The 20338-nt window shown below is 69.3% G+C and carries 17 protein-coding genes and 1 pseudogene; 10 read left to right on the forward strand and 8 right to left on the reverse strand.

Annotation, left to right across the window (positions count from 1 at the left end; translation table 11 throughout):
• Positions 1-47: 47 nt before the first annotated feature.
• From D7X30_RS28790 to D7X30_RS28800, 3 genes are all read left to right on the forward strand, one after another.
• On the forward strand, positions 48-668 hold the full coding sequence (locus tag D7X30_RS28790) for a DUF1877 family protein (protein ID WP_120566170.1): 621 nt from the start codon (positions 48-50) through the stop codon (positions 666-668).
• A gap of 137 nt (positions 669-805) precedes the next feature.
• Positions 806-2218 carry a kelch repeat-containing protein gene (locus D7X30_RS28795; RefSeq protein ID WP_120566171.1) on the forward strand — a complete coding sequence of 471 codons (1413 nt, stop codon included), beginning with the start codon at positions 806-808 and terminating at the stop codon, positions 2216-2218.
• Between the two features lie 79 nt (positions 2219-2297).
• The gene (locus D7X30_RS28800; protein ID WP_120566172.1) at positions 2298-2981 is read left to right on the forward strand and encodes a tyrosine-protein phosphatase; all 684 of its coding nucleotides are present in this window, start codon (positions 2298-2300) and stop codon (positions 2979-2981) included.
• Positions 2982-3027: 46 nt separating this feature from the next.
• On the opposite strand, the gene D7X30_RS28805 is transcribed toward D7X30_RS28800, so the two are convergent.
• Entirely contained in the window at positions 3028-3324 is a 297-nt protein-coding gene (locus tag D7X30_RS28805) for a hypothetical protein (RefSeq protein WP_120566173.1), read from the reverse strand.
• Between the two features lie 289 nt (positions 3325-3613).
• Between D7X30_RS28805 and D7X30_RS28810 the strand changes: the two are divergent.
• Positions 3614-4601, forward strand: a pseudogene (locus D7X30_RS28810) (aldo/keto reductase).
• Positions 4602-4608: 7 nt separating this feature from the next.
• Here D7X30_RS28810 and D7X30_RS28815 read toward each other — a convergent pair.
• Both D7X30_RS28815 and D7X30_RS28820 read right to left on the reverse strand, forming a co-directional pair.
• Positions 4609-5514: a LysR family transcriptional regulator gene (locus tag D7X30_RS28815; protein ID WP_120566174.1), complete on the reverse strand. Its 906-nt coding sequence runs from the start codon at positions 5512-5514 to the stop codon at positions 4609-4611.
• Positions 5515-5595: 81 nt separating this feature from the next.
• Positions 5596-6501, reverse strand: coding sequence for a LysR family transcriptional regulator (locus D7X30_RS28820; protein WP_120566175.1), 906 nt, complete (start codon positions 6499-6501; stop codon positions 5596-5598).
• A 145-nt stretch (positions 6502-6646) separates the two neighbouring features.
• On the opposite strand from D7X30_RS28820, the gene D7X30_RS28825 reads away from it, so the two are divergent.
• Positions 6647-7690 carry an NAD(P)-dependent alcohol dehydrogenase gene (locus D7X30_RS28825; protein WP_120566176.1) on the forward strand — a complete coding sequence of 348 codons (1044 nt, stop codon included), beginning with the start codon at positions 6647-6649 and terminating at the stop codon, positions 7688-7690.
• Between the two features lies 1 nt (position 7691).
• Here the strand turns inward: D7X30_RS28825 and D7X30_RS28830 are convergent, their stop codons facing one another.
• The 3 genes from D7X30_RS28830 to D7X30_RS28840 are packed head-to-tail and all read right to left on the reverse strand — an operon-like array spanning position 7692 to position 11948.
• Positions 7692-9284: a DUF1501 domain-containing protein gene (locus D7X30_RS28830; RefSeq protein WP_120566177.1), complete on the reverse strand. Its 1593-nt coding sequence runs from the start codon at positions 9282-9284 to the stop codon at positions 7692-7694.
• 11 nt (positions 9285-9295) lie between these two features.
• A complete protein-coding gene (locus D7X30_RS28835; RefSeq protein ID WP_120566178.1) occupies positions 9296-10300 on the reverse strand; it encodes a hypothetical protein in 1005 nt (334 codons plus the stop codon).
• Position 10301: 1 nt separating this feature from the next.
• Positions 10302-11948, reverse strand: a complete 1647-nt coding sequence (locus D7X30_RS28840; protein ID WP_233591834.1) for a hypothetical protein — start codon at positions 11946-11948, stop codon at positions 10302-10304.
• A gap of 489 nt (positions 11949-12437) precedes the next feature.
• Between D7X30_RS28840 and D7X30_RS28845 the strand changes: the two genes are divergently transcribed.
• The 3 genes from D7X30_RS28845 (at position 12438) to D7X30_RS28855 (ending at position 15936) form a co-directional block, all read left to right on the forward strand.
• A complete protein-coding gene (locus tag D7X30_RS28845) occupies positions 12438-13616 on the forward strand; it encodes a right-handed parallel beta-helix repeat-containing protein (RefSeq protein WP_120566179.1) in 1179 nt (392 codons plus the stop codon).
• 117 nt (positions 13617-13733) lie between these two features.
• A complete protein-coding gene (locus tag D7X30_RS28850; RefSeq protein WP_120566180.1) occupies positions 13734-14915 on the forward strand; it encodes a right-handed parallel beta-helix repeat-containing protein in 1182 nt (393 codons plus the stop codon).
• Between the two features lie 145 nt (positions 14916-15060).
• Positions 15061-15936, forward strand: a complete 876-nt coding sequence (locus D7X30_RS28855) for a flagellar motor protein MotB (protein ID WP_120566181.1) — start codon at positions 15061-15063, stop codon at positions 15934-15936.
• A gap of 13 nt (positions 15937-15949) precedes the next feature.
• Here the strand turns inward: D7X30_RS28855 and D7X30_RS28860 are convergent, their stop codons facing one another.
• On the reverse strand, positions 15950-16492 hold the full coding sequence (locus D7X30_RS28860; RefSeq protein ID WP_120566182.1) for a hypothetical protein: 543 nt from the start codon (positions 16490-16492) through the stop codon (positions 15950-15952).
• Between the two features lie 99 nt (positions 16493-16591).
• Positions 16592-17518, reverse strand: a complete 927-nt coding sequence (locus D7X30_RS28865; protein ID WP_370051742.1) for an NAD(P)-dependent oxidoreductase — start codon at positions 17516-17518, stop codon at positions 16592-16594.
• 139 nt (positions 17519-17657) lie between these two features.
• Between D7X30_RS28865 and D7X30_RS28870 the strand changes: the two genes are divergently transcribed.
• Positions 17658-18674 (forward strand): alcohol dehydrogenase, encoded by a 1017-nt coding sequence (locus D7X30_RS28870; RefSeq protein WP_120566183.1) that lies wholly within the window; start codon positions 17658-17660, stop codon positions 18672-18674.
• An 81-nt stretch (positions 18675-18755) separates the two neighbouring features.
• Entirely contained in the window at positions 18756-20285 is a 1530-nt protein-coding gene (locus D7X30_RS28875) for a M28 family metallopeptidase (RefSeq protein ID WP_120566184.1), read from the forward strand.
• The last annotated feature ends 53 nt before the right edge of the window (positions 20286-20338 follow it).

Raw genomic sequence — 20338 nt, forward strand, 5'->3', positions numbered from 1 at the left:
CACGGGCCCGCTGAAACAATGGCGGCGGAGCTGCTAGGACGGACCCCATGGGACTCGATACGAGCTACCAGGCCCTTCCCGGCGGTTCCCCGCTTCTGGATTTGGCGCGGCGGAACACCGGCGTGGGCGGATGGCTGATGTCCGTCACCCGGTTGCTCCGGGCTCCGCGCGAGGAGACCCTGGCTCCGGGCGGTCCGGACTCCGACGAACTCCTGCTCCTGGACGCCGTGCGAGACATGTTGCGCACCCGCCCCGACCTGGCGACGCAACAGGTGGCTCTCGACCGGAGGTGGGATCACCTGCACTTCGTCCTCTCCGACCGCCGCCGGAACGCGCCGGGAACGGAGGACGACTCGCTGGCCGGCATCGCAATCCATGGCGAGGCGAAGATCGCCCCGCACGTGGTTGCGGGTCAGGGCGTGCCCCTGCGCTACACGCGGCCGGAGACAGTGGAGCGGATCGCCCGGATGCTGGAGGTCGTGCGGTTCGACACCCTTCGCGAGCACTTCACCTTCGAAAACCTGAGCCTGGCGAGCGTCTACAAGTGCCCGCGCGAGGATGCCATCAACGAGGCCTGGCAGTGGCTCCACGAGCGCTTCGACCGCTTCCGGGCCTTCTACGTCACGGCCGCGAAACACGGAGACGGCGTCCTCGTCTGTGTGGACTGAATCCAGCTCAGGACCGGCTTTTCCCGCCTCCTGAGACAAGCCCGGGTGTCTTGAGACACCCGATTTGTGTTCATGTTTCATGGAAGGAATCCAGACACCGCGTGCCATGGTCGCGGGCCCATTTTCCGGGAGCCCACATGCGCACCACTTCTTGGATGTCCTTGGCCGTCGTTCCCCTGCTGTTGTGTCTCGCGTGCAGTCCCGAGAGCGAGTTACCCGGGGAGGACGTCGTGTCCTCCCAGGCGTCCGCGCTCGTCGTGTCCGGTGGCTCGATGCTGTCCGCTCGCTACCAGCACACCGCCACGCTGCTCGCCAACGGCAAGGTGCTGGTGGCGGGTGGCGGGACGCCCACGGGCACGTACGCCACCACGGAGTTGTATGACCCGGCGACGGCCACTTCCGTCAGTGGTCCATCGATGATCACCGCGCGCCGTTTTCACACCGCCACGCGGTTGCTGGACGGCAGCGTGCTGGTCGTGGGCGGCATCAACTCGAGCGTGCTCTCGTCCGCCGAGCGCTACGACCCCGCCACGAACACCTGGAGCGCCGCCGCTCCCCTGCCCCGCATCAGCTACGACCACAGCGCCACGCTGCTCGCGGACGGGCGCGTGCTGGTGGTGGGCGGCGTGAGCTACGTCACCTCGACCTATGTCTATACGCCGTCCACGAACACCTGGGCGGCCACGGGCTCGCTCAACGCCGGGATGATGGGCCAGGCCGCGGTGCGGCTCGCGGACGGTCGCGTGCTCGTGGCGGGCGGTGGAAACTTCACGACGTCCTCCAGCAACCACGCGGAGCTCTGGGACCCCACCACGGGGACGTGGACCACCGTCGCGTCGATGAACACGGGCCGCAATGGCCACACCCTGCAACTGCTCTCCAACGGCAAGGCGCTGGTGACGGGCTACTCCACGGCGGCGGAGCTGTATGACCCGGCCACCAACACCTGGACGAACACCGGCGCCACGGCCGTCCAGCACTTCTCCGCGCCGTCGGTGACGCGGCCGGATGGCACCATCCTGATGGCCGGTGGCTCCTACAACACGATGCAGGTGGAGCTGTTCTCTCCCACCACCAGCACCTGGAGCACGGTGGGAACGCTGACGCAGTCCCGCGTGGCCCACCCCACGGTCGCGCTGCCGAACGGCCGCGTCCTGTTCCTCGGAGGGACGACCTACAACGCCCAGGGCAACATGCAGGCGCTGGCGAGCATCGAGGTCTTCGACTCCGCCGCCACCTGCACCCCGACGACATGCGCGGCCCAGGGCAAGACCTGCGGAGCCATCTCCGACGGCTGTGGTGGCACCCTCACCTGCGGCACCTGTGGCGCCGGGCAGGTCTGCTCCAGCAGCAACGTCTGTACCGCCGCTGCCTGCACCCACAACGTCTGTACGACGGGCTCGTCGCTGAACAAGGATTGCAACTCCTGCACGTATTCGGTGTGCAACCGCGACCCGTACTGCTGCACCACGGCCTGGGACAGCATCTGCGTCAGCGAGGCCACCTCCTGGTGTGTCATCGCGCAGCCGGGCTGCGTCGTGAGTCAGTAGCCGTCACTTCCGGGTCGGCCTCCGCCGAGTGGAGGCCACCCGGGTTTCCCGATAGGGAAGCGGCTACGCTGCGCCGCGCATGAAGTACACCTTCGTCTTCACCACCGCGGCGGCACTCCTCACCTTCCTGGCGCAGCGGCTCCAGGGCTTCGGCTGGCTGCTGCTGTGGCCCGCGCTGAGCTTCGCGGTCCTGGCGCTCGCCTATGCCGGAGTGGGCGCGAGGGCCTTCGGGAAGCAACCGGACGGACGGATGCGGCCGTGGGCCGTGTTCGCGCTCCTGCCCTACCTGCTGCTCACGTGGGGCACCTGGCATCTGGCGCGGCGTTTCTCCCGGGAGCGAGCCTTTGACGAGGTGGTGCCGGGGGTCCTGGTAGGCCGCCGGCTGCTCCCCGGCGAGCTGCCCTCGGGTGTCACGGCCGTGCTGGACCTGACCTCCGAGTTCATCGAACCGGGAGGCATCCGCGCCGCGGGCCGGTACGTGTCCCTGCCCATCCTGGACGCATCGACGTTGCCCGTGGAGCAGGTAGCACCGGTCCTTCGTGAGCTGGCCGCCCTGCCCGGGCCGCTCTACATCCACTGCGCGCAGGGACATGGGCGCACCGGGATGATCGCCGCCGCGTTTCTCGTGGCGCGGGGGGATGCTCCGGATGCGAAGGCCGCACTCGCTCGGGTGCGTCAGGCACGGCCCGGGGTGCGGCTCTCCGCATTGCAGGAGCGTGCGCTCGACGCGTTGTCGGCGGCTCTCCGTCCCGCAGGCGTCTGAACCGCGAGGCCTGGACACGGCAGGCCCCGCGGGTGATCAGGCTCGCTCAGCTCTCGGCGGACGGAGTCTGCTCCAAGCCCAGATGGGCGGAGTCGCAGACTGGCGCGGTGTCCTCGGACCGCTGGCTCTGCTCCGGGGAGATGGACGCGGTCTCATTGGAAGGCGCGGACGCGGAGCACCATCCCGCCGCCTCACAACTGGTGCGGTAGGTCCCCTCATAACAAGTGTCGAGGCAGTATTCGAAGCAGACCTCATCGCACTGCGGCGGATAGGCAAACGCGGCGGCGGGGGCCACGGCGAGGACGGCGGACACGGCCATCAGGGACTTCCTCAGCGCGTTCATCGGCATTCCTGTTGTGAGGGGAAGGTGCCTGCGCGAAACGCAGGCACCCCGGCAGCAGATGCCAGCCATGGAAGGCAATGACAGACGTCCACGCCAGCACCGTCTCCGACTGAACATTCACCTCGTCCCCAGGGACGTGCCCGTGGAAGTCAATTGTGGCAACCCGCGATACCGGGCGCCTCCATTCTCAACCTGCGTTTAACAGCCTGTTGGTCTCCCCGGGTCTAGTCCCCAGCGGCACCGGGCCGTATCTCTCTTCGCACAGCGAAAGCACACGGGAGAGAACACGATGCAGAAGCGCAGACTCGGAAACAGCAACCTGGAGGTCTCGGCCATCGGGCTCGGCTGCATGGGCATGAGCCATGGCTACGGCCCGCCCGCGGACAAGACGGAGATGATGGCCCTCATCCGGTCGGCCGTGGACCAGGGCGTCACCTTCTTCGACACCGCAGAGGTCTACGGCCCCTGGACGAACGAGGCGCTCGTCGGTGAGGCCCTCGCCCCGGTTCGCGGGCAGGTGGTCATCGCCACGAAGTTCGGCTTCAAGCTGAGCGCAGATGGCAAGCAGGAGGGCCTGGACAGCCGGCCCGAGCACATCAAGCAGGTCGCCGAGGCCTCCCTCAAGCGGCTCAAGACCGACGTGATCGACCTGTTCTACCAGCACCGCGTGGACCCGGACGTGCCCATCGAGGACGTCGCGGGCGGTGAAGGAGCTCATCCAGGCAGGCAAGGTCCGGCACTTCGGCCTGTCCGAAGCGGGCGCGAAGACGATCCGCCGCGCGCACGCGGTCCAGCCGGTCACCGCCCTCCAGAGTGAATACTCCCTGTGGTGGCGTGAACCGGAGAAGGAGATCCTCCCGACCCTCGAAGAGCTGGGCATCGGGTTCGTGCCGTTCAGCCCCCTGGGCAAGGGTTTCCTGACGGGCAAGTTGCCCGACGCCTCCCAGCTCGACAAGAACGACTTCCGCAACATCCTTCCGCGCTTCACGCCCGAGGCCCGCGATGCGAACCAGGTCTTCGTCGATCTGCTGGGCAGCGTCGCGGCCCGGAAGAAGGTGACGCCAGCGCAGCTCGCGATCGCCTGGGTCCTGGCGCGCAAGCCGTGGATGGTCCCCATCCCGGGCACCACGAAGCCGCACCGGCTGGAGGAGAACCTGGGCGCGGCCCGGGTCGAGCTGACGGCGGACGAGGTCCGAGACCTCACGGATGCCGCCTCGAAGCTCACGGCGCAGGGAGCCCGCTACCCCGAGGCCCTGGAGAAGATGACCGGCCGCTGATCCGCCTTCACACGGCCTTCAGCGCCAGCTCCCGCGCCGCTTCGACGAAGAGTCGCAGCGGCGCGGAGCGCTGCGCACGGCTGGGGTAGTAGAGGAAGAAACCGGGCACGGTGGGCGCGTAGGCCTCCAACACCCGCACGAGCCGTCCCGTGCGCAGCCGCTCCGCCACCGCGGGCTCCATGGCATACGCCAGCCCCAGGCCCTGCTCCGCCAGGTCCAACGTCAGGTGATTGTCACTGCTGACCACGCCCCCGCGCACTGGCACCCGCCAGTTCCTGCGGCCCCGCTCCAGCTCCCATGCGTAGAGCGCCCCGGTGGAGCGCATGCGGAACGTGATGCACTCATGCTTCAGCAGGTCCTCCGGGCGCTGGGGCGTCCCGTGGCGCTCCAGGTAGCTGGGGGCGCCCACCACCACGAAGCGGAACGCCTCCGTGAGCCGCACCTGCACCATGTCGCGCTCAATGGATTCGCTCAGCCGCACACCCGCGTCGTAGCCCTCCGCCACGATGTCCACGAAGCGCTCCTCGATGACGACCTCCACCTCGATGCGTGGATGACGCGCGCGAAAGGTGGGGACCACCGGAGTGATGATGTAGGGCACCGCCGCCCGCGGCACGGACAGCCGGACCCGGCCCACCGTCTCTCCCGGCTGCGCGGCCACCTCCCCGAGCGCGGCGACTGCCTGCCCCATCGCGGGTCCCGCGGTCTCCACGAGCCGCCTGCCCGCGTCCGTCAACGCCACGCTGCGCGTCGTGCGGGTGAGCAACACCACGCGCAGCTGCTCCTCCAGCTGCCGCACCGAATGACTCACGGCCGCCGTGGAGACGCCCAGCTCGCGCGCCGCGCCGCTGAAGCTGCTCAGGCGCGCCACGACGAGGAACACCTGGAGCTGGGTGAAGGGTGCCGTATTCATTCGCGAGGACCCTCTTGGGCTTCACTGTTCAGCACGCGCCGCGAGGCTAGGGCCTCCCCCGCGCGGAGTCACCCCACCCGCTCACACGGCCTTGGCCGCCAGCTCCCGGGCCGCCTCGGCGAAGAGGCGCAGCGGCACCGAGCGCTGCGCACGGCTGGGGTAGTAGAGGAAGAAGCCGGGCACGGTGGGCGCGTAGTCCTCCAGCACCCGCACGAGCTTCCCGGTGCGCAGCCGCTCCTCCACGGCCGGCTCGAAGGCATAGGCCAGCCCCACGCCTTGCTCCGCCAGGGTCGAGGGCAGATGGATGTCATTGGTGACGACGCCCCCGCGTACCGGCACCCGCCAGTTCTTGCGCCCGCGCTCCAGCTCCCACGGGTAGAGCGTTCCGGTCGTCTGCGAACGGAAGGTGATGCACTCGTGCTTCAGCAGGTCCTCGGGACGCTGGGGCGTGCCGTGCCGCGCGAGGTAGCCAGGGGACCCCACCACCACGAAGCGGAACGCCTCCGTGAGCCGCACCTGCACCATGTCGCGCTGGATGGACTCGCTCAGCCGCACGCCCGCGTCGTAGCCCTCCTCGACGATGTCCACGAAACGGTCCTCGATGACGACCTCCACCTCCACGCGTGGGTGACGTGCACGGAAGGTGGGGACCACCGGCGTGATGACGTAGGGCACCGCCGCCGTCAGCACCGTCAGCCGGACCCGGCCCACGGCCTCTCCGGGCTGCGCGGACACCTCGCGGAGCGTGGCCAGCGTCTGCCCCACCGCCGGGCCTGCTCCCTCCACGAGCCGCCGGCCCACGTCCGTCAGCGCCACACTGCGCGTGGTACGCGTGAGCAGCACCACGCGCAGCTGCTCCTCCAGCTGCCGCACCGCCTGGCTCACCGCGGCCGTGGAAACTCCCAGCTCGCGCGCCGCGCCGCTGAAGCTGCGCAGCCGGGCCACGGCGAGGAAGACCTGCAACTGGGTGAAAGGTGCCGTATTCATTCGCGAGGACCGTATCCGAAGCCACTGTTAAGCACGCGTTAAGAGCCTATTGGCTCCTCGCGCGTAGTCATCCACGGGGCTGACGCGTATCTCTCTTCGCACGTGAACGGGGCTCACCGGCCCACTGCTCCTGGAGAGAAGACACATGCCTACCGCCAACGCCTACGCCGCCACCTCCGCGAAGTCACCGCTCGGCCCCCTGGCCATCCAGCGCCGGGAGCTTGGCCCGCGCGACGTGCTCATCGAGATCAAGTACTGCGGCATCTGCCACTCCGACATCCACACCGTCCGCGGCGAGTGGGGCGAGACGACCTACCCCATCGTCCCCGGCCATGAGATCGCCGGCATCGTCACCAGCGTCGGCGCCCAGGTGAAGAAGCACGCCGTCGGCGACCGCGTCGGCGTGGGCTGCATGGTGGACTCCTGCGGCGACTGCTCGTCCTGCCGCAAGGGGGAGGAGCAGCACTGCCTCAAGGGCATGGTCGGCACCTACGGCGCCACCGGGCGGGACGGCCAGCTCACGCAGGGCGGCTACTCCACCCACATCGTCGTGACCGAGGACTTCGTCCTCAAGATTCCGGAAGGCATCTCGCTCGACGCCGCCGCGCCGCTCCTGTGCGCGGGCATCACGACGTACTCACCGCTGCGCCGCTGGGGCGCGGGCCCCGGCAAGAAGGTGGCCATCGTGGGCCTGGGCGGCCTGGGACACATGGGCGTGAAGTTCGCTCGCGCGATGGGCGCGGAGGTGACCGTCCTGTCGCAGTCGCTGAGCAAGAAGGAGGACGGCCTGCGGCTGGGCGCGCACCACTACCACGCCACCAAGGATCCGGAGACGTTCCGGAAGCTCGCGGGCACGTTCGATCTCATCGTGAACACGGTGAGCGCGAAGATCGACGTGGACGCCTACCTGTCCCTGCTGGCCCTGGACGGAGCCCTGGTCAACGTGGGCGCCCCCTCCGAGCCGCTCTCCCTCAACGTGTTCTCGTTGATCATGCCCCGCCGGGTGTTCACCGGCTCGCTCATCGGCGGCATCCCGCAGACGCAGGAGATGTTGGACTTCTGCGCGAAGCACCACATCGGCGCGGACATCGAGGTCATCCCCGCCAGCAAGATCAACGACGCCTACGAGCGGGTGCTTGCCTCCGACGTCCGGTACCGGTTCGTCATCGACACGTCGACGCTGAAGTAGCTCACCCCTTCACGACGCCGTCGAAGACGCCGTAGCCGCCGGGGATGAAGAAGTCCTTCCCCGGCTCCAGGCCGAAGGCGTTCATCACCGTCGCCGCGATGTCCTGCGAGCGCGGCGCACGGGAGCCTCGGCTCCCGTCCTCCTCCACCAGCGACACCGGCGCCCCCATGGGCGAGCCGTTCATCGTCTCGTCGTAGCCGCCGAGCATCTGGTTGCCCTGGATGCCTCCGCCCACGAGCAGCGCGCACGTCGCCGGGTGGTGGTCGCTCCCCTGCTTCGGGAACGTCCGCCCGAAGTCGCTGTAGACGTACACGAGCGTCTCATCCAGCAGCGACCGGGACGGATCCGACTTGCTGGGGGTGAGGCTCATCTCGATGCACAGCCGCCCCACCATCTCCAGCGCGATGCGCAGGTGATTGGTGTGCATCTGGACGCCGTTCGCGCTGTGGGTGTCGAAGGAGTTGTTGGAGAAACTGGTGGCTCGCAGGTTCACCGACGTCACCAGGTCGGACTTCAATAGCCGCAAGGCGAAGTCGTAGGACCCCATCGACGGCCCCGTACCGCAGGCGTCCGCGTAGCCGATGCACGCCGTCCAATCCACCGGGTAACTCGGGTCCGCCTTGAGCTTCTCCCACGCCAGGGTGTTGCCCAGCACGGAGAGGATGTCGCGACGGATCGTCCGGCTCGCGCCCTTGTAGGTGTCATAGAGCTCCTCGAGCATCGCGTCCGTGCCGCTCGTGGACACGCCCCGCTCCGCGCGCAGCGCCTTCATGAGCGCCGCGTCCACCGCCGTAACAGGCACCGTCCCCGGAAGCGCCGAGCCGTCAAAGGCCATGTCTGGCACGTCGCTGCGGGCGCGGAGCCCCTTCCATGCGCTGTCGCGCTTGTCTGACAGCGTCGGCTCCACCGACGCCGCGGAGCGCAGCACCGTCGGGTTCGCCAACGCGGGCAGTCCCAACGCGCTCGGAAGTTGACCGCCCAGGCTGACGTTGGGGATGGGCCGGTCCGGGAAGCGCTGGGCCATGGCGTTCGCGATGACGGCTTGCACCGCCGGGGCGCGGAAGCTCGCGCCCGCCACGCCGCACATGCTCGCGACGATGCCGCTCGTATGCGCGGCCGTGTTCTGATCCGCGCCCACGAGCAGCGCGGCCTTCTCATAGAGCTTGTACGTGGGGTCCGCCCACGCATAGCCCCACGGCCGGTAGATCTGCTGGTTGTTCACGACAGGGTTCGTGCCCCGCGCGTCGGCGGGGTTCGCCCAGTTCCAGTAGATGGGCCCGCGCAGCCTGCGCACCGGCCCTGGCGCATCCAGGTCCACCGGCGAGCGGTCGAAATTCTCCACCTGCTCCGGCAGGTAGCCCACGGGAATGACGCCGCCCTGCGCGGGGGGAATGAACTTGTTGATGCCGGCGCGGGACAGCGGGGAGAAGAAGCTCTCCCAGTGCAGACCTCCGTCCAGCCAGATGCCCAGGAGCTTGGTGGGGCGTCCCGGCACTGGCGCGGCCGAGGCCGTGGACAGCCCGAAGCGCGCCATGAGTCCCAGTTGCGTGGCCCCGAGGGCCAGCTCGAACAGCTTGCGGCGAGAGAGCTTCATGGGGTGCCCCTTCAGTAGAAGATCCAGTGCGGGTGACGGATGAAGTACGAGCACACGCCCACCCAGGCGGGCTCGGTGTCCGTCGGTGTCGAGAGCGGCACGAAGACATCCGCGTAGAGCGCGTCCACCTGCGCGTCGGAGAAGCGCTCGCCCAGGAAGTGCAGGGACCAGCGGCGCAGCGTGGCCTTCACCTCCACGGGGTCCGCGGTGCGCTGCGTGCCCGCCGGGAAGAGCGCCACGTTGCCCGTCTTGGCCAACGCCAGACGGCACCACCGCTGGGACACCTGCGTCAGCGTGAGCGCGAACGTGGGGGCTGCGCTCCGGTCCGGCGAGGTCTGGTTCATCACCGAGCCTCCGCCCAGCCCATAGAAGCGCTCGGCGGGGGGCTGCTGCCGCGGAGCCGGCACGGCGTCCGGCGGCTGCAGCGGGTAGAGGTCGTCACTGCGCTGCTCCGCCATCGGGATGCCGAACTCCGTCGCGGAGGTGAAGAAGTCGTCGTGGCCGAGCCCCAGCTGCTGGTACAGCGCCCGCTGAACCTGGGTCGCGTTCATGCGGGTGATGCGCGACGCCTCGGGGTCCGGGCGCTCGTCGCGCTGCTGCGCGCCGAGCCCCTGCACCCACGCGCGGACCTCCGCTACGGTCAGCGTCGCCGTGCCGTCCGAGACGAGCTGGGCGTAGGACTTCTCCCCGATGGGCATCTGCTTGAAGGCGGCATTGCCCCGGCCTTCCAGCAGGCGGACAAGCTCGCTGTCATCTGGGCTGCCCGCCTTCACCAGCCGGGCATCGGAGACCAGGAGGCTCTGGAACGCGTCCGCGGAAGCGAAGTACCCGCGCGCGCCCTGCGCGTGGCAGCCCTCACAGTGCGGCTTGAGGCCCTGCATGATGCGCACGGTTTCGGAGCTGGCCGGAGTGCCGCAGGCGTTCTGTGCCTGGGTGGTGGGAATGGACGCGGTGCCGTCCCTGCCGCACGCGAGCGCCACGGGAAGCACGAGCAGGAGGAGTGCGAAGCGGTTCATGTCAGCGCCCCCGCTGGAAGAGGTTGGACTGCGTGAGGGATTTGACGAACGGGCGGACCTTGCGGCCTTGCGCGATGAAGCGCGCCACCTGCGCGTCCAGGTAGCCCGCCTCCCGCGCCGGGTCGATGTCCCGCCCCAGCACCTGCGCATGGAGGTGCCGCACCACGCAGCGATCGAACGCCCCCGCCGCGACAATGAGCTTGGCGAAGCCGAGCGGGCCCACCGTCCCGTCCCCCACCTGCCCCAGCAGCGTCTGATCCGGAGGGAGGAAGTCGAGGAAGACGGCCTCGGGGTTCACCTGCTCCTGGGCCTCGGTGATGGGCGTGAGCAGCGTGTCGGCCGTGTACCAGCGGTTCCAGTGGCTGAACGGATCCCCGCCGTAGGGGTACACGCCCCTGCGCCACTGGATGGGCCAATGCCAGGCAGTCCCCACGCCGGGCATCAGGTACTTCGCGCCATGGCCCTCGGACGCCGAGCCCTGCTTCGCGAAGCGCTTGAAGTGGATGGCCGCGGGGTCGAGCCGTCGGTGGCAGTGCTGGCAGGGCCCTTCCGTGCCCGGGTCGCGGCGGTACTCGTTGAACTTCTGCCCCAGGGGCGGCGAGAGGACCTCGCACGCCAGCGTCTCCAGGGCCCGCGCACCGCGCACGCGCTCGCGCGGATAGCCCGTGAGGAATCCCAGGCTGGTGAGCATGCCCGCGGCCGGAATGCCCCGCGAGGGATCCACCTGGATGCGAGGGTCGTAGCGGTAGTCGCGCTCGGCGAGGAGGAAGGGATTGCGCGCGGGGACCTGATACTCGCGCCAGGCGAGCGGATCCCCCGGTGCGTGTTCCGGATCCACCGGCGCACCCAGGAAGCGCGACGGCCGCCACCAAGAGTCGTCGTCGAGAAGCCCGGTCGCGCCGCCCTCCAGGCCCTGCATCACGTACGCGGCCTGGAGCCGGGTGGGCGCGACGGAGTACGTGCCGAGGATGAGGTCCGTCACCGGCCGGTCGTGCCACGCGAGGTGGGCGAAGAGGCGCGCGGGCTCCTCGGACACGAGCCGCCGCTGGCCCTGCTCGGCGTAGTGCAGGTAGTCCTCCCAGCCGGCGTACTGCTGGAAGTCGGCGTGGCAGCGCACGGCGTTGGGGCCGCAGCCGCAGGTGCCCACCGGACCAGCGGTGGCGCAGGTGAGGGGCACGGGGGTGCCGTTGACGGATCCGGTACCCGTGGCGGAGGTGTTGGCCGCGGCCCCCACCAGCGTCACCGTGGTGCCCGGCGCCCACCACGGCTCCACGGTGAGCTCCTCCACGGGCGTGCCATCCGCCTTCACCCCGCTGCAGGCGGTGTCTTCACCCCGGAAGTACTTCCAGGCGCCAGCCTTCGCCGTGCCCGCGGGGCAGCGCTGGATGGACCGCTGCTGCTGCACGCCGTACTCCGGGGCGTCGGCGGTGCGAGGCACGAGCGGGATGTTGAACCAGTCGCGCGCCTGCTCGAACATCGTCCGGTAGAACGCGGGCTGCCCGAGCGTCTCGTCGACGAAGTGATCCACGAAGGCCCGCTGCGCGGCGTCGTCTCCCGCGGCTTCGAGCGCGGCGAACTCCTCGTCCGTCGGGGGCGTCCCGCGCAGCGCGAGCGAGGCCCGCCGCAGCAGCCGGCTGGGGGCGAGCATGTCGTTCTTCTCGCCCGCGTCGGGGTCACCGGAAGGCTTGGGGTCCTCACACCCTGCGTCCGTCGAGCCTGACGGATCCACGTCATGATCAGCCGGCCCACCCACAACGCCAGTGCAGGCTGTCCACACGAAGAGAATCAGGGCCCACCCGACGGAGCGTCGCCAGGTGCCAGGAGCCATCGCGTCGCGCGCAATCATGCGCGCCGCAAAGGCAATGCGTGTGCCAGATACCCGACACAGCGGGCATTTCATCTCTCGCTCTGAGAAAGCGCGCGCGGCCGTGGAAACAGCGATGACTGGCGATGGCACTCCCCCACACAGTGAGGCCCGCTCCCCCCATTTCGTCATGGAGATCCACGTCACCCCGCCGTGCCTTCATGCTGTCGCCCTGCCAGCGGCGCACTGCCACCCATGGGCGGGATGATGCGGAGGGTGCTTTCCCTAGGATCTCCGCCGGTGGCCGGACGTCTCCGGCCCGGGGGAGGCAGCATGAAGCAGACACGCGGATTCGCCATGGTGATGGCTGTGACCACCTTGCTCACGGGAGCGCCCGACGTCCTGGCCCGTGACACGGTTCCATCCAACGTGGAGCCCAAGGTGATCTTCACCACCGGCCACACCGTCCGGTGCGGTGACACCCTCACCCAGCACACGCTCCTCACGCAGGATCTCAACTGCCCGGGCTCGGCGCCCTTCGCGCTCCGGGTCGTGGGCGCAGGCATCGTCCTCGACCTGGGTGGCCACACCGTGCGCCGCACCGGGACGACGACTACCGAAACACCGGGCATCGAGCTCCAGGCCAACAGCATGGTGCGCAATGGCACGGTTCAGGGATTCGGCCGGGGCATCGCCACGCCTGACGGCTCGGACGCTTCGAACGTGCGACTCCACAAGCTCGCGCTCGTCGACAACTACACGGGTGTCTACAACGCTGCCACCACGAACTTCCTCATCACGGAGTGCCGCGTGAGCGGAAGCGCCACCGGGCTGAGCCGTGAGTTCGACGCGTCCAGCGGCAGCTTCGACGTGAGGTCGTCGGTGTTCACCGGCAACAGGCTCGCGATGCTCGCGGACTACCATGACATCGACGTGCTCGACTCCACGTTCACGTCCAACGAGAGCGTCATCTACTGCTGGGAAGGCCGCGTCCGCTTCAGGTCGAGCACGCTCGCGTGGAACAACTCCGTGGGCTCGATCCCCAACGACGGTGACGGCCCCCGGGCCTGCGAGGAGATGCGCTTCGAGAACACGCTCATCGCGAACAACGCCACGATCGCGCCCTACTCGATTCCCGTCTGGGAGCCGTACAAGCTGTCGATGCTCGACACGCTGGTCGTCAACAACGGCACGGGGCTCCAGGCCACGGCCCTGACCGTCTACATCGACGGCAACACCTTCTATGACAACGCGGGCGGCCTGACCCTGTCCGACCGCGAAGGGCCCGCCGGTGGCACGCTCACGGGCATCGTCCGAGGCAACGAGTTCCTCAGCAACGACGGGGACGGACTCCGGGTGGAGCCGCCCAGCACCCCCACGGTGATCAACAACGTCGCCCTGGGCAATGCGGGCTTTGGCATCTACGCGCCCACCGCCTTTGACGGCGGCGGGAACGTCGCGCGCGACAACACCGCGGGCGACTGCGTCGGCATTGTCTGTTCGCCCTTCTGAGCGTCACCGTGTCGCCCTCCAGGCGGCGTGCTGCTCCCACTGGGGGGGAAGCCGTCTGGAGCGCAGTGCCTAGCCTCTTGCGCCGGTGGCCGGACGTCTCCGGCCCTGGGAGGCAGCATGAAGCAGACGCGTGGATTCACCGTGGCCCTGGCTGTGACCACCTTGCTCACGGGGGCGCCCGAGGCGCAGGCCCGTGACACGGAGCCTTCCGACGCGGAAGCCCAGGTCGTGTTCACCGGAGGCGCCACCGTCCGGTGCGGCGACACGATCACTCAGCACACGCGACTTACGCGCGATCTCTACTGCCCGAGTTCGGCGCCCTTCGCGCTCCAGATCGACGGCCCGGGCATCGTCCTGGATCTGGGCGGCCACACCGTGCGCCGCACGGGCCCGGCGAACTCCACCTCTCATGGCATCGTGGTCGCCAACGGCAGGATGGTGCGCAATGGCACGGTCCAGGGATTCGTCAGCGGCATCTCTACCACCAACGGCTCACCCGTGCTGAACCTGCGGCTGCATGCGCTCGCGATCCTCGACAACGGCATCGGCGTCTACAACCGGGCGTCCTATGCGAACTTCCTCATCACGGACTCGCGCCTGAGCGGGAATGGCAGAGGGATGAGCGGCGAGTTCGATGCGTCCACGGGAACCTTCGACATACGGTCATCCATCTTCACCCACAACGAGATCGCGATGTTCGCGGACTTCCATGACTTCGACGTGCTCGACTCCACGTTCACGTCCAATGAGAGCGCCGCCTACTGCTGGCACGGCAGGATCCGCTTCAGGTCGAGCACGCTCGCGTGGAATGACGCCGTGAGCACGATTCCCAACGACGGCAACGACGCCCGCGTCTGCAGCGAGATGCGGTTCGAGAACACGCTCATCGCGAACAACACCGCGTTCGCGCCTCCTGCCAACCCGGTCTGGGAGCCCATCCAGCTGTCGATGCTCGACACGCTGGTCGTCAGCAACGACACGGGACTCCAGGTCGCGGCCCAGACCGTCTACATCGACGGCAACACCTTCCATGACAACGCGAGCGGCCTGACCCTGTCGGACCGCGTCGGCCTCTCCACTGTCCCGCTCACGGGCATCGTCCGCGGCAACCAGTTCCTGGCCAACGACGGTGACGGACTCCGCGTGCAGCCGCCCAGCACCCCCACGGTGATCGACAACCTGGCCCTGAACAACACGGGCTTCGGCATCTACGCGCCCACCGCCTATGACGGCGGCGGAAACGTCGCGCGAAACAACACCGCGGGCAACTGCGTCGGCATCGTCTGCGCCATGTATTGACGTCCACGCCAGTGGCGGCGCACTTCGGCTGCCCTGGCTGGAACAATTCACCTCCAGACACCTGCACACACCCGGGGCGCCTTGAGGCGCACCCGGGCGCTTTCACTAGCGTGGCCTCCGTCCATTCCACCCTGGAGGTCGCAACATGGAAGAGGAACGCGGAAGGGCCTGGGGGCCCTGGCTGGTGACGGCGCTGGTGGCGGTGCTCGCGGGTCTGGTGCTCTATCTGTCGCATCGCAGCACGACCCGCGCGGACGCGGACGCGGCGGCTGCCTCTGCCCGGGCCAGTGAAGCGGAGGCCGCGAAGGAGCAGCTGGAAGCGAAGCTGGCCGCGCTGGAGGCGGAGCACGCGAAGCTGACCACGGAGAAGGATCAGCTCAACACGGAGAAGGAACAGCTCAGCCAGACGGTGCAGGAGCAGGAGGCGGAGCTCGCCCGGCTCAAGGCCACCTACGAGGACCTCCAGGACAAGCTGAAGAAGGAGATCGCCGAGGGCGCCATCCGCCTGTCGCAGGACGGAGGCCGCCTCCAGGTGGACCTGGTCGACAAGGTCCTCTTCGATTCAGGCGACGCCAGCATCAGCACGCGCGGCCAGGAGGTCCTCACCCGCCTGGGCGGCGTGCTGTCCAAGGTGGATGACAAGCTCATCCAGGTGTCGGGCCACACCGACGACTCGCCGCCCACGCAGAAGCTCCAGGCCACCTTCCCCACCAACTGGGAGCTGTCCGTCGCGCGCGCCGTCAACGTGGTGCGCTTCCTCCAGGAGAAGGGCGGCGTTCCCGCGAAGCGCATGCTCGCGGCCGGCTACGGCGACACGCGGCCTCTGGGGGCCAATGCCTCGCCGCAGGGCCGTGCTCGCAACCGCCGCATCGAGCTGCTGTTGATCCCGGAGCTGGCCGCCAAGCGGAACCCCGCCATCGCGAAGGCGGCCCCCGCGAAGGCAACTCCGGCGAAGGGTGCCCCCGCGAAGGCGGCGGCAGTGAAGCCCGCCGTCGGAAAGAAATCCGCGTCCGGCCGGTAGAGGCGCGCGGGCGTTATTCGGAGAGGTGGCGGGACGCCCGCCACTTCTTTCCGTTGAACAGGTAGACCCACGTGGCGTTGCCCTCGCCCCAGTCGACCAGCCCCTGCCGCGCCGTCTTGGGCTCGCCGTGGGGGCCTGGCTTGGAGCGGATGCCGTAGAGCTGGAGGCAGCTCACCTCGCGAGGAAGGGCGAGCACCTCCCGCACCTTCCCGTCCTTCGTGAAGACGACCCGCACCGCCACGGAGCCGTTGCACGAATAGCCCTTGCCCGGGAACGCGTAGTCCGGCTGGCCATCCTTGTCGAAGTCCCCCTGGACGCAGGGCCACCCGTCCGTCTTCAAGGCGTTCAGGTCCACGCCAATCTCCGCGAGCTGGGCGGTCGCAGTGCCGGGCGTCCCCACGCAGAGGCAGCTCCTGCTCTCCACCGGCGAACACGCCGGATCCACGGGAGCGATCGCCACGCGCTCGCTGTCCGGCTTCGCGGGCGGAGAGGCCTCCGCCCATCCCACGGCCGCCAGCGAAAGAGCCCACGGCCACATCCGACGCATCCGCATCATTCGTCGCTCCTGGTGTTCAACGTTCGTGGTGCCGCTGACGGGCTTGGACCCGCCAGCAGGTTCACCGCGGCGACATACCAGGGCGTTGGCGGAACGGGCTCAGTCCTGTTTCAGCGTGCGGAACACTGCGGGCAACTCCTGCTCACCCAGCCCCGCGCCAAGGGCCTGCCGGTAGTTCTCCAGCAGCTCCCGCGGGAAGCGGGCGCTGATGCGGGCGTCCGTGCTCAGCCGGACGATGTGCTCGATGGCCGCGACGTGGGTGTTGAGGCTGCACTGCTGGCCGGTGAAGTCGTTGCGCGCGATCATGTCTTGCGCCGCGTCCGCGGTGACGGAGATCAAGCCCAGGAAGGAGTTCTTCTGGGCGAAGAAGGCCTTCGGGTCCAGCCCCTCGGCCTGACACATCGCCGCGGCGTGGAGGACCGCCAGGGAGCCTCCGTAGTAGGCCTCGAGGATGGCGCAGTCGAGCGTCGCGGCGGAGCCGATCTTCTCGTCGACGTAGACGGAGTTCTTGGCGATGGCCTGGAGCGTCTCCTGGTGCCGGTCGAACACGGCTCGCGACCCGGCGTAGTAGACCGTCGCGTAGTCGGTGGCCACGAACGCGGGATAGGCGAGGATCGCCGCGTCCAGGTAGTCCACGCCGTGGGCCCTCGCCCACTCCAGGCCTCCACGCGCATCCGCCGGTGAGCCGCTGGTGAGCTGGACCAGTGTCGTTCCGGAGAGTGCCGACGCGACGGCCTGCGAGGCGACCAGCTCCGACCACGCCGCGTAGTTGGACAACGAGACGACCACGAGCGCTCGCCCGGTGACGGCCTCCACCAGGCTCTCGAACGCGACGGTGCCACCGCCCACGGCCCTGGCCTTGCCCGGCGTCCGGTTCCACACCGCGACGTCGTGCCCCGCCGCGGCGAAGGCTCGCGCCAGCGCGCTGCCCATGAGACCACTGCCAATCACCGCGAGCTTCGTCGAACGGATGGAAGTCATCGTCACGCCCCTGTTGTGAGGCGCCCAGCCTCGGAGCACGCGCACGCCGCGTCAACCCGGACGCTTGTTGAACAACCCGGAGGACGGGCCCTGTCCTCCCTGCCCGCTCACCTGCCTGGCGTTCATCCTCACTCCAGGTGCGCCCGCACCGCGTCATCCCCATCCCTCCCCCCGAGGAGGCGCCATGGCCAGGAAGATGAAGGCAATGCAGGTGCAGAAGGCGGGAGGCCCGCTCGAAGTGGTCGAGCGCGATATCCCCGAGCCCGGTCCCGGACAGGTCCGGATCGCGGTGGAGGCGTGTGGCGTCTGCCACAGCGATGCCATCACCAAGGAAGGCTGGATGCCCATCCAGTATCCCCGGGTGCCGGGCCACGAGGTGGTAGGCCGCATCGAACGGGTGGGCCCTGGCGTGACGGCCTGGAAGGAAGGACAGCACGTCGGCGTGGGCTGGCACGGGGGCCATTGCGGTCAGTGCGTCGCGTGCCGCAGCGGCGACTTCGTCACCTGTGAGAAGCAGCAGATCTGCGGCATCAGCTACGACGGTGGCTACGCCGAGTATCTGGTCGCGCCCCAGGAGGCGCTGGCCCGGGTCCCGGAGGGGATGAGCTCCGAGGATGCCGCGCCCCTGCTCTGCGCGGGCGTCACCACGTACAACTCCCTGCGCAACATGGGCGCGCGGCCGGGGGACCTGGTCGCGGTGCAAGGCATTGGCGGCCTGGGCCACCTGGCCATCCAATACGCCAGCAAGTTCGGCTACCGCACCGCCGCCATCTCGCGTGGCGCGGACAAGAAGCCCCTGGCGATGGAGCTGGGCGCGCACGAATACATCGACACGGAGAAGGGCCCACCCGCGGAGGCCCTCCAGAAGCTCGGGGGCGCGCGCGTCATCATGATGACCGCGTCGAGCAGCAGCCTCGCGGGCGAGCTGGTCGGAGGCCTGGGACGCAACGGCACCCTGCTGCTGCTGGGCGCGGGCTCCGAGCCCATCCCCGTCAACAGCCTGTCCCTGATCATGAAGCGCACGCGCATCCAGGGCTGGCCCAGCGGCGTGCCCCAGGACTCGCAGGAGGCCATGGCCTTCAGCGCGCTCGCGGGCGTGCGCTCGCGCAACGAGGTGTTCCCCCTGGACCGCGCGGCGGAGGCCTACGAGCGGATGATGAGCAACAAGGCCCGCTTCCGGGTGGTGCTCAAGATGCGCTGATGCCCGGATGGAGACTCGTGCTTGCCGGGGAACGGCCTGGGTGGGGATGCTTGCGCCGTCCTCTTCCCCGGTGGCCTCCGCATGTCCCCTCCCCGTCCGCTCCTCCGCCTCGCGGCGCTGTCCCTCGCCCTGGCCCTCCCGGCTCCCACCTGGGCCGAGGAGGCCCCGCCTTCCGTGCGTGAGCGCGAAGCCGCGCTGCTCATGGGGAGCGTGCTGGGGGCAACGCCCATGCTGGAAGACCTGCGCTCGCTGGTGGATGAAGTGGGCGGGAGGGCCACGGGCTCCGAAGCCAACCAGCGCTCCGTGTCGTGGGCGCTGGAGCGCTTCCGCGCCGCGGGCGTGACGGCGCGCGCGGAGCCCTTCCCCATGCCGGCGCTGTGGCTGGAGCGCGCCGCCACCGCGTCCGTGAAGGGCCAGGACGTGAGCTTCGCCCCGCGCGTGGCCGCGATGCCCTTCTCCACCGCCACGCCCAAGGGAGGCCTCACCGCGCCGCTGCTGGACGTGGGCCGGGGCACCGAGGCGGACTTCAAGCGCGTGGGCACGAAGGCGCGGGCCGCCTTCCTCCTGGTGGAGACGGACGAGCTCAAGGACGTCGACGGGCTCTTCCGCGAGTACGACGAGGCGGCGACCATCGAGTCCCGTGCGTTCGCCGCGGGCGTGGCCGGCGTCGTCTACATGGGCAGCCGGCCCGGCAATCAGCTCTACCGGCACAGCGTCTCGGTGGGCCCCAGGAACACCCGCCCCATGCTGGTGATGGAGCGTGACGGCGCGAAGCGCGCGCTGCGGCTGCTGCGCTCCAGCAAGGCGCTGAACCTCACCGCGGTGCTGGATCTGCGAACGGGCGGCCCCTACGAGGCACGCAACGTCATCGGTGAGATTCGCGGCGCCACGCATCCCGACGAGGTCGTCGTGCTGGGGGCCCACCTGGACAGCTGGGACCTGGGCGGCGGCGCGCTGGACAACGGCGCCAACGTCGCGATGCTGCTCGACCTCGCTCGGCAGATGCAGCGCCTGGGACTGAAGCCCGCGCGCACGCTGCGCTTCGCGCTGTGGAACGGCGAGGAGCAGGGCATGTACGGCTCGGCCGGCTATGCGCGCACGCACGCGGCGGAGCTGGACCGGCACACCCTGGCGCTGTCGGTGGACATCGGCTGCGGGCGCATCACCGGCTTCTACACGAACGGCCGGCCCGCGCTGGTGCCGCTGGTGGACAGGGCCTTGAAGCCGGTGGCGGGCCTGGGCCCCTTCACGCAGGTGGACGTGCCGGTGGTGGGCACCGACAACTTCGACTTCATGATGCACGGCGTGGCCAACCTCATCGCCAACCAGGAGCCGGCCACGTACGGGCCCAACTACCACGCGCGCTCGGATGAATTCGAACAGTGCGACGCGCGCACGCTGCGCGCCAACGCGGCCGTGGTGGGCGCGCTCGCGTGGGGCTTCGCGACGATGGAAGAGAAGCTGCCCCGGCAGAGCCGCGCGGAGGTGGAAGCACTCGTGCGCGACACCGACCTGGGCCAGCAGATGAAGTCGTTCAACGTCTGGGAGGAATGGACCGCGGGCACCCGGGGGCACCCGCTCGAAGGGAAGCCCGCCCCGACACTGCGCTGAAGCGAGCGGCCCTCCAGGCCCCAGGCCTCTCGCCTGGGGACCATGCCCAACGG

The sequence above is a fragment of the Corallococcus sp. AB011P genome, assembly GCF_003611605.1.
Taxonomy (GTDB): domain Bacteria; phylum Myxococcota; class Myxococcia; order Myxococcales; family Myxococcaceae; genus Corallococcus; species Corallococcus coralloides.

Coding starts and splice junctions, on each gene's coding strand:
- D7X30_RS28790 (WP_120566170.1), top strand. CDS start 48: ATGGGACTCGATACGAGCTACCAGGCCCTTCCCGGCGGTTCCCCGCTT.
- D7X30_RS28795 (WP_120566171.1), top strand. CDS start 806: ATGCGCACCACTTCTTGGATGTCCTTGGCCGTCGTTCCCCTGCTGTTG.
- D7X30_RS28800 (WP_120566172.1), top strand. CDS start 2,298: ATGAAGTACACCTTCGTCTTCACCACCGCGGCGGCACTCCTCACCTTC.
- D7X30_RS28805 (WP_120566173.1), bottom strand. CDS start 3,324: ATGAACGCGCTGAGGAAGTCCCTGATGGCCGTGTCCGCCGTCCTCGCC.
- D7X30_RS28815 (WP_120566174.1), bottom strand. CDS start 5,514: ATGAATACGGCACCCTTCACCCAGCTCCAGGTGTTCCTCGTCGTGGCG.
- D7X30_RS28820 (WP_120566175.1), bottom strand. CDS start 6,501: ATGAATACGGCACCTTTCACCCAGTTGCAGGTCTTCCTCGCCGTGGCC.
- D7X30_RS28825 (WP_120566176.1), top strand. CDS start 6,647: ATGCCTACCGCCAACGCCTACGCCGCCACCTCCGCGAAGTCACCGCTC.
- D7X30_RS28830 (WP_120566177.1), bottom strand. CDS start 9,284: ATGAAGCTCTCTCGCCGCAAGCTGTTCGAGCTGGCCCTCGGGGCCACG.
- D7X30_RS28835 (WP_120566178.1), bottom strand. CDS start 10,300: ATGAACCGCTTCGCACTCCTCCTGCTCGTGCTTCCCGTGGCGCTCGCG.
- D7X30_RS28840 (WP_233591834.1), bottom strand. CDS start 11,948: ATGCTCGCCCCCAGCCGGCTGCTGCGGCGGGCCTCGCTCGCGCTGCGC.
- D7X30_RS28845 (WP_120566179.1), top strand. CDS start 12,438: ATGAAGCAGACACGCGGATTCGCCATGGTGATGGCTGTGACCACCTTG.
- D7X30_RS28850 (WP_120566180.1), top strand. CDS start 13,734: ATGAAGCAGACGCGTGGATTCACCGTGGCCCTGGCTGTGACCACCTTG.
- D7X30_RS28855 (WP_120566181.1), top strand. CDS start 15,061: ATGGAAGAGGAACGCGGAAGGGCCTGGGGGCCCTGGCTGGTGACGGCG.
- D7X30_RS28860 (WP_120566182.1), bottom strand. CDS start 16,492: ATGATGCGGATGCGTCGGATGTGGCCGTGGGCTCTTTCGCTGGCGGCC.
- D7X30_RS28870 (WP_120566183.1), top strand. CDS start 17,658: ATGGCCAGGAAGATGAAGGCAATGCAGGTGCAGAAGGCGGGAGGCCCG.
- D7X30_RS28875 (WP_120566184.1), top strand. CDS start 18,756: ATGTCCCCTCCCCGTCCGCTCCTCCGCCTCGCGGCGCTGTCCCTCGCC.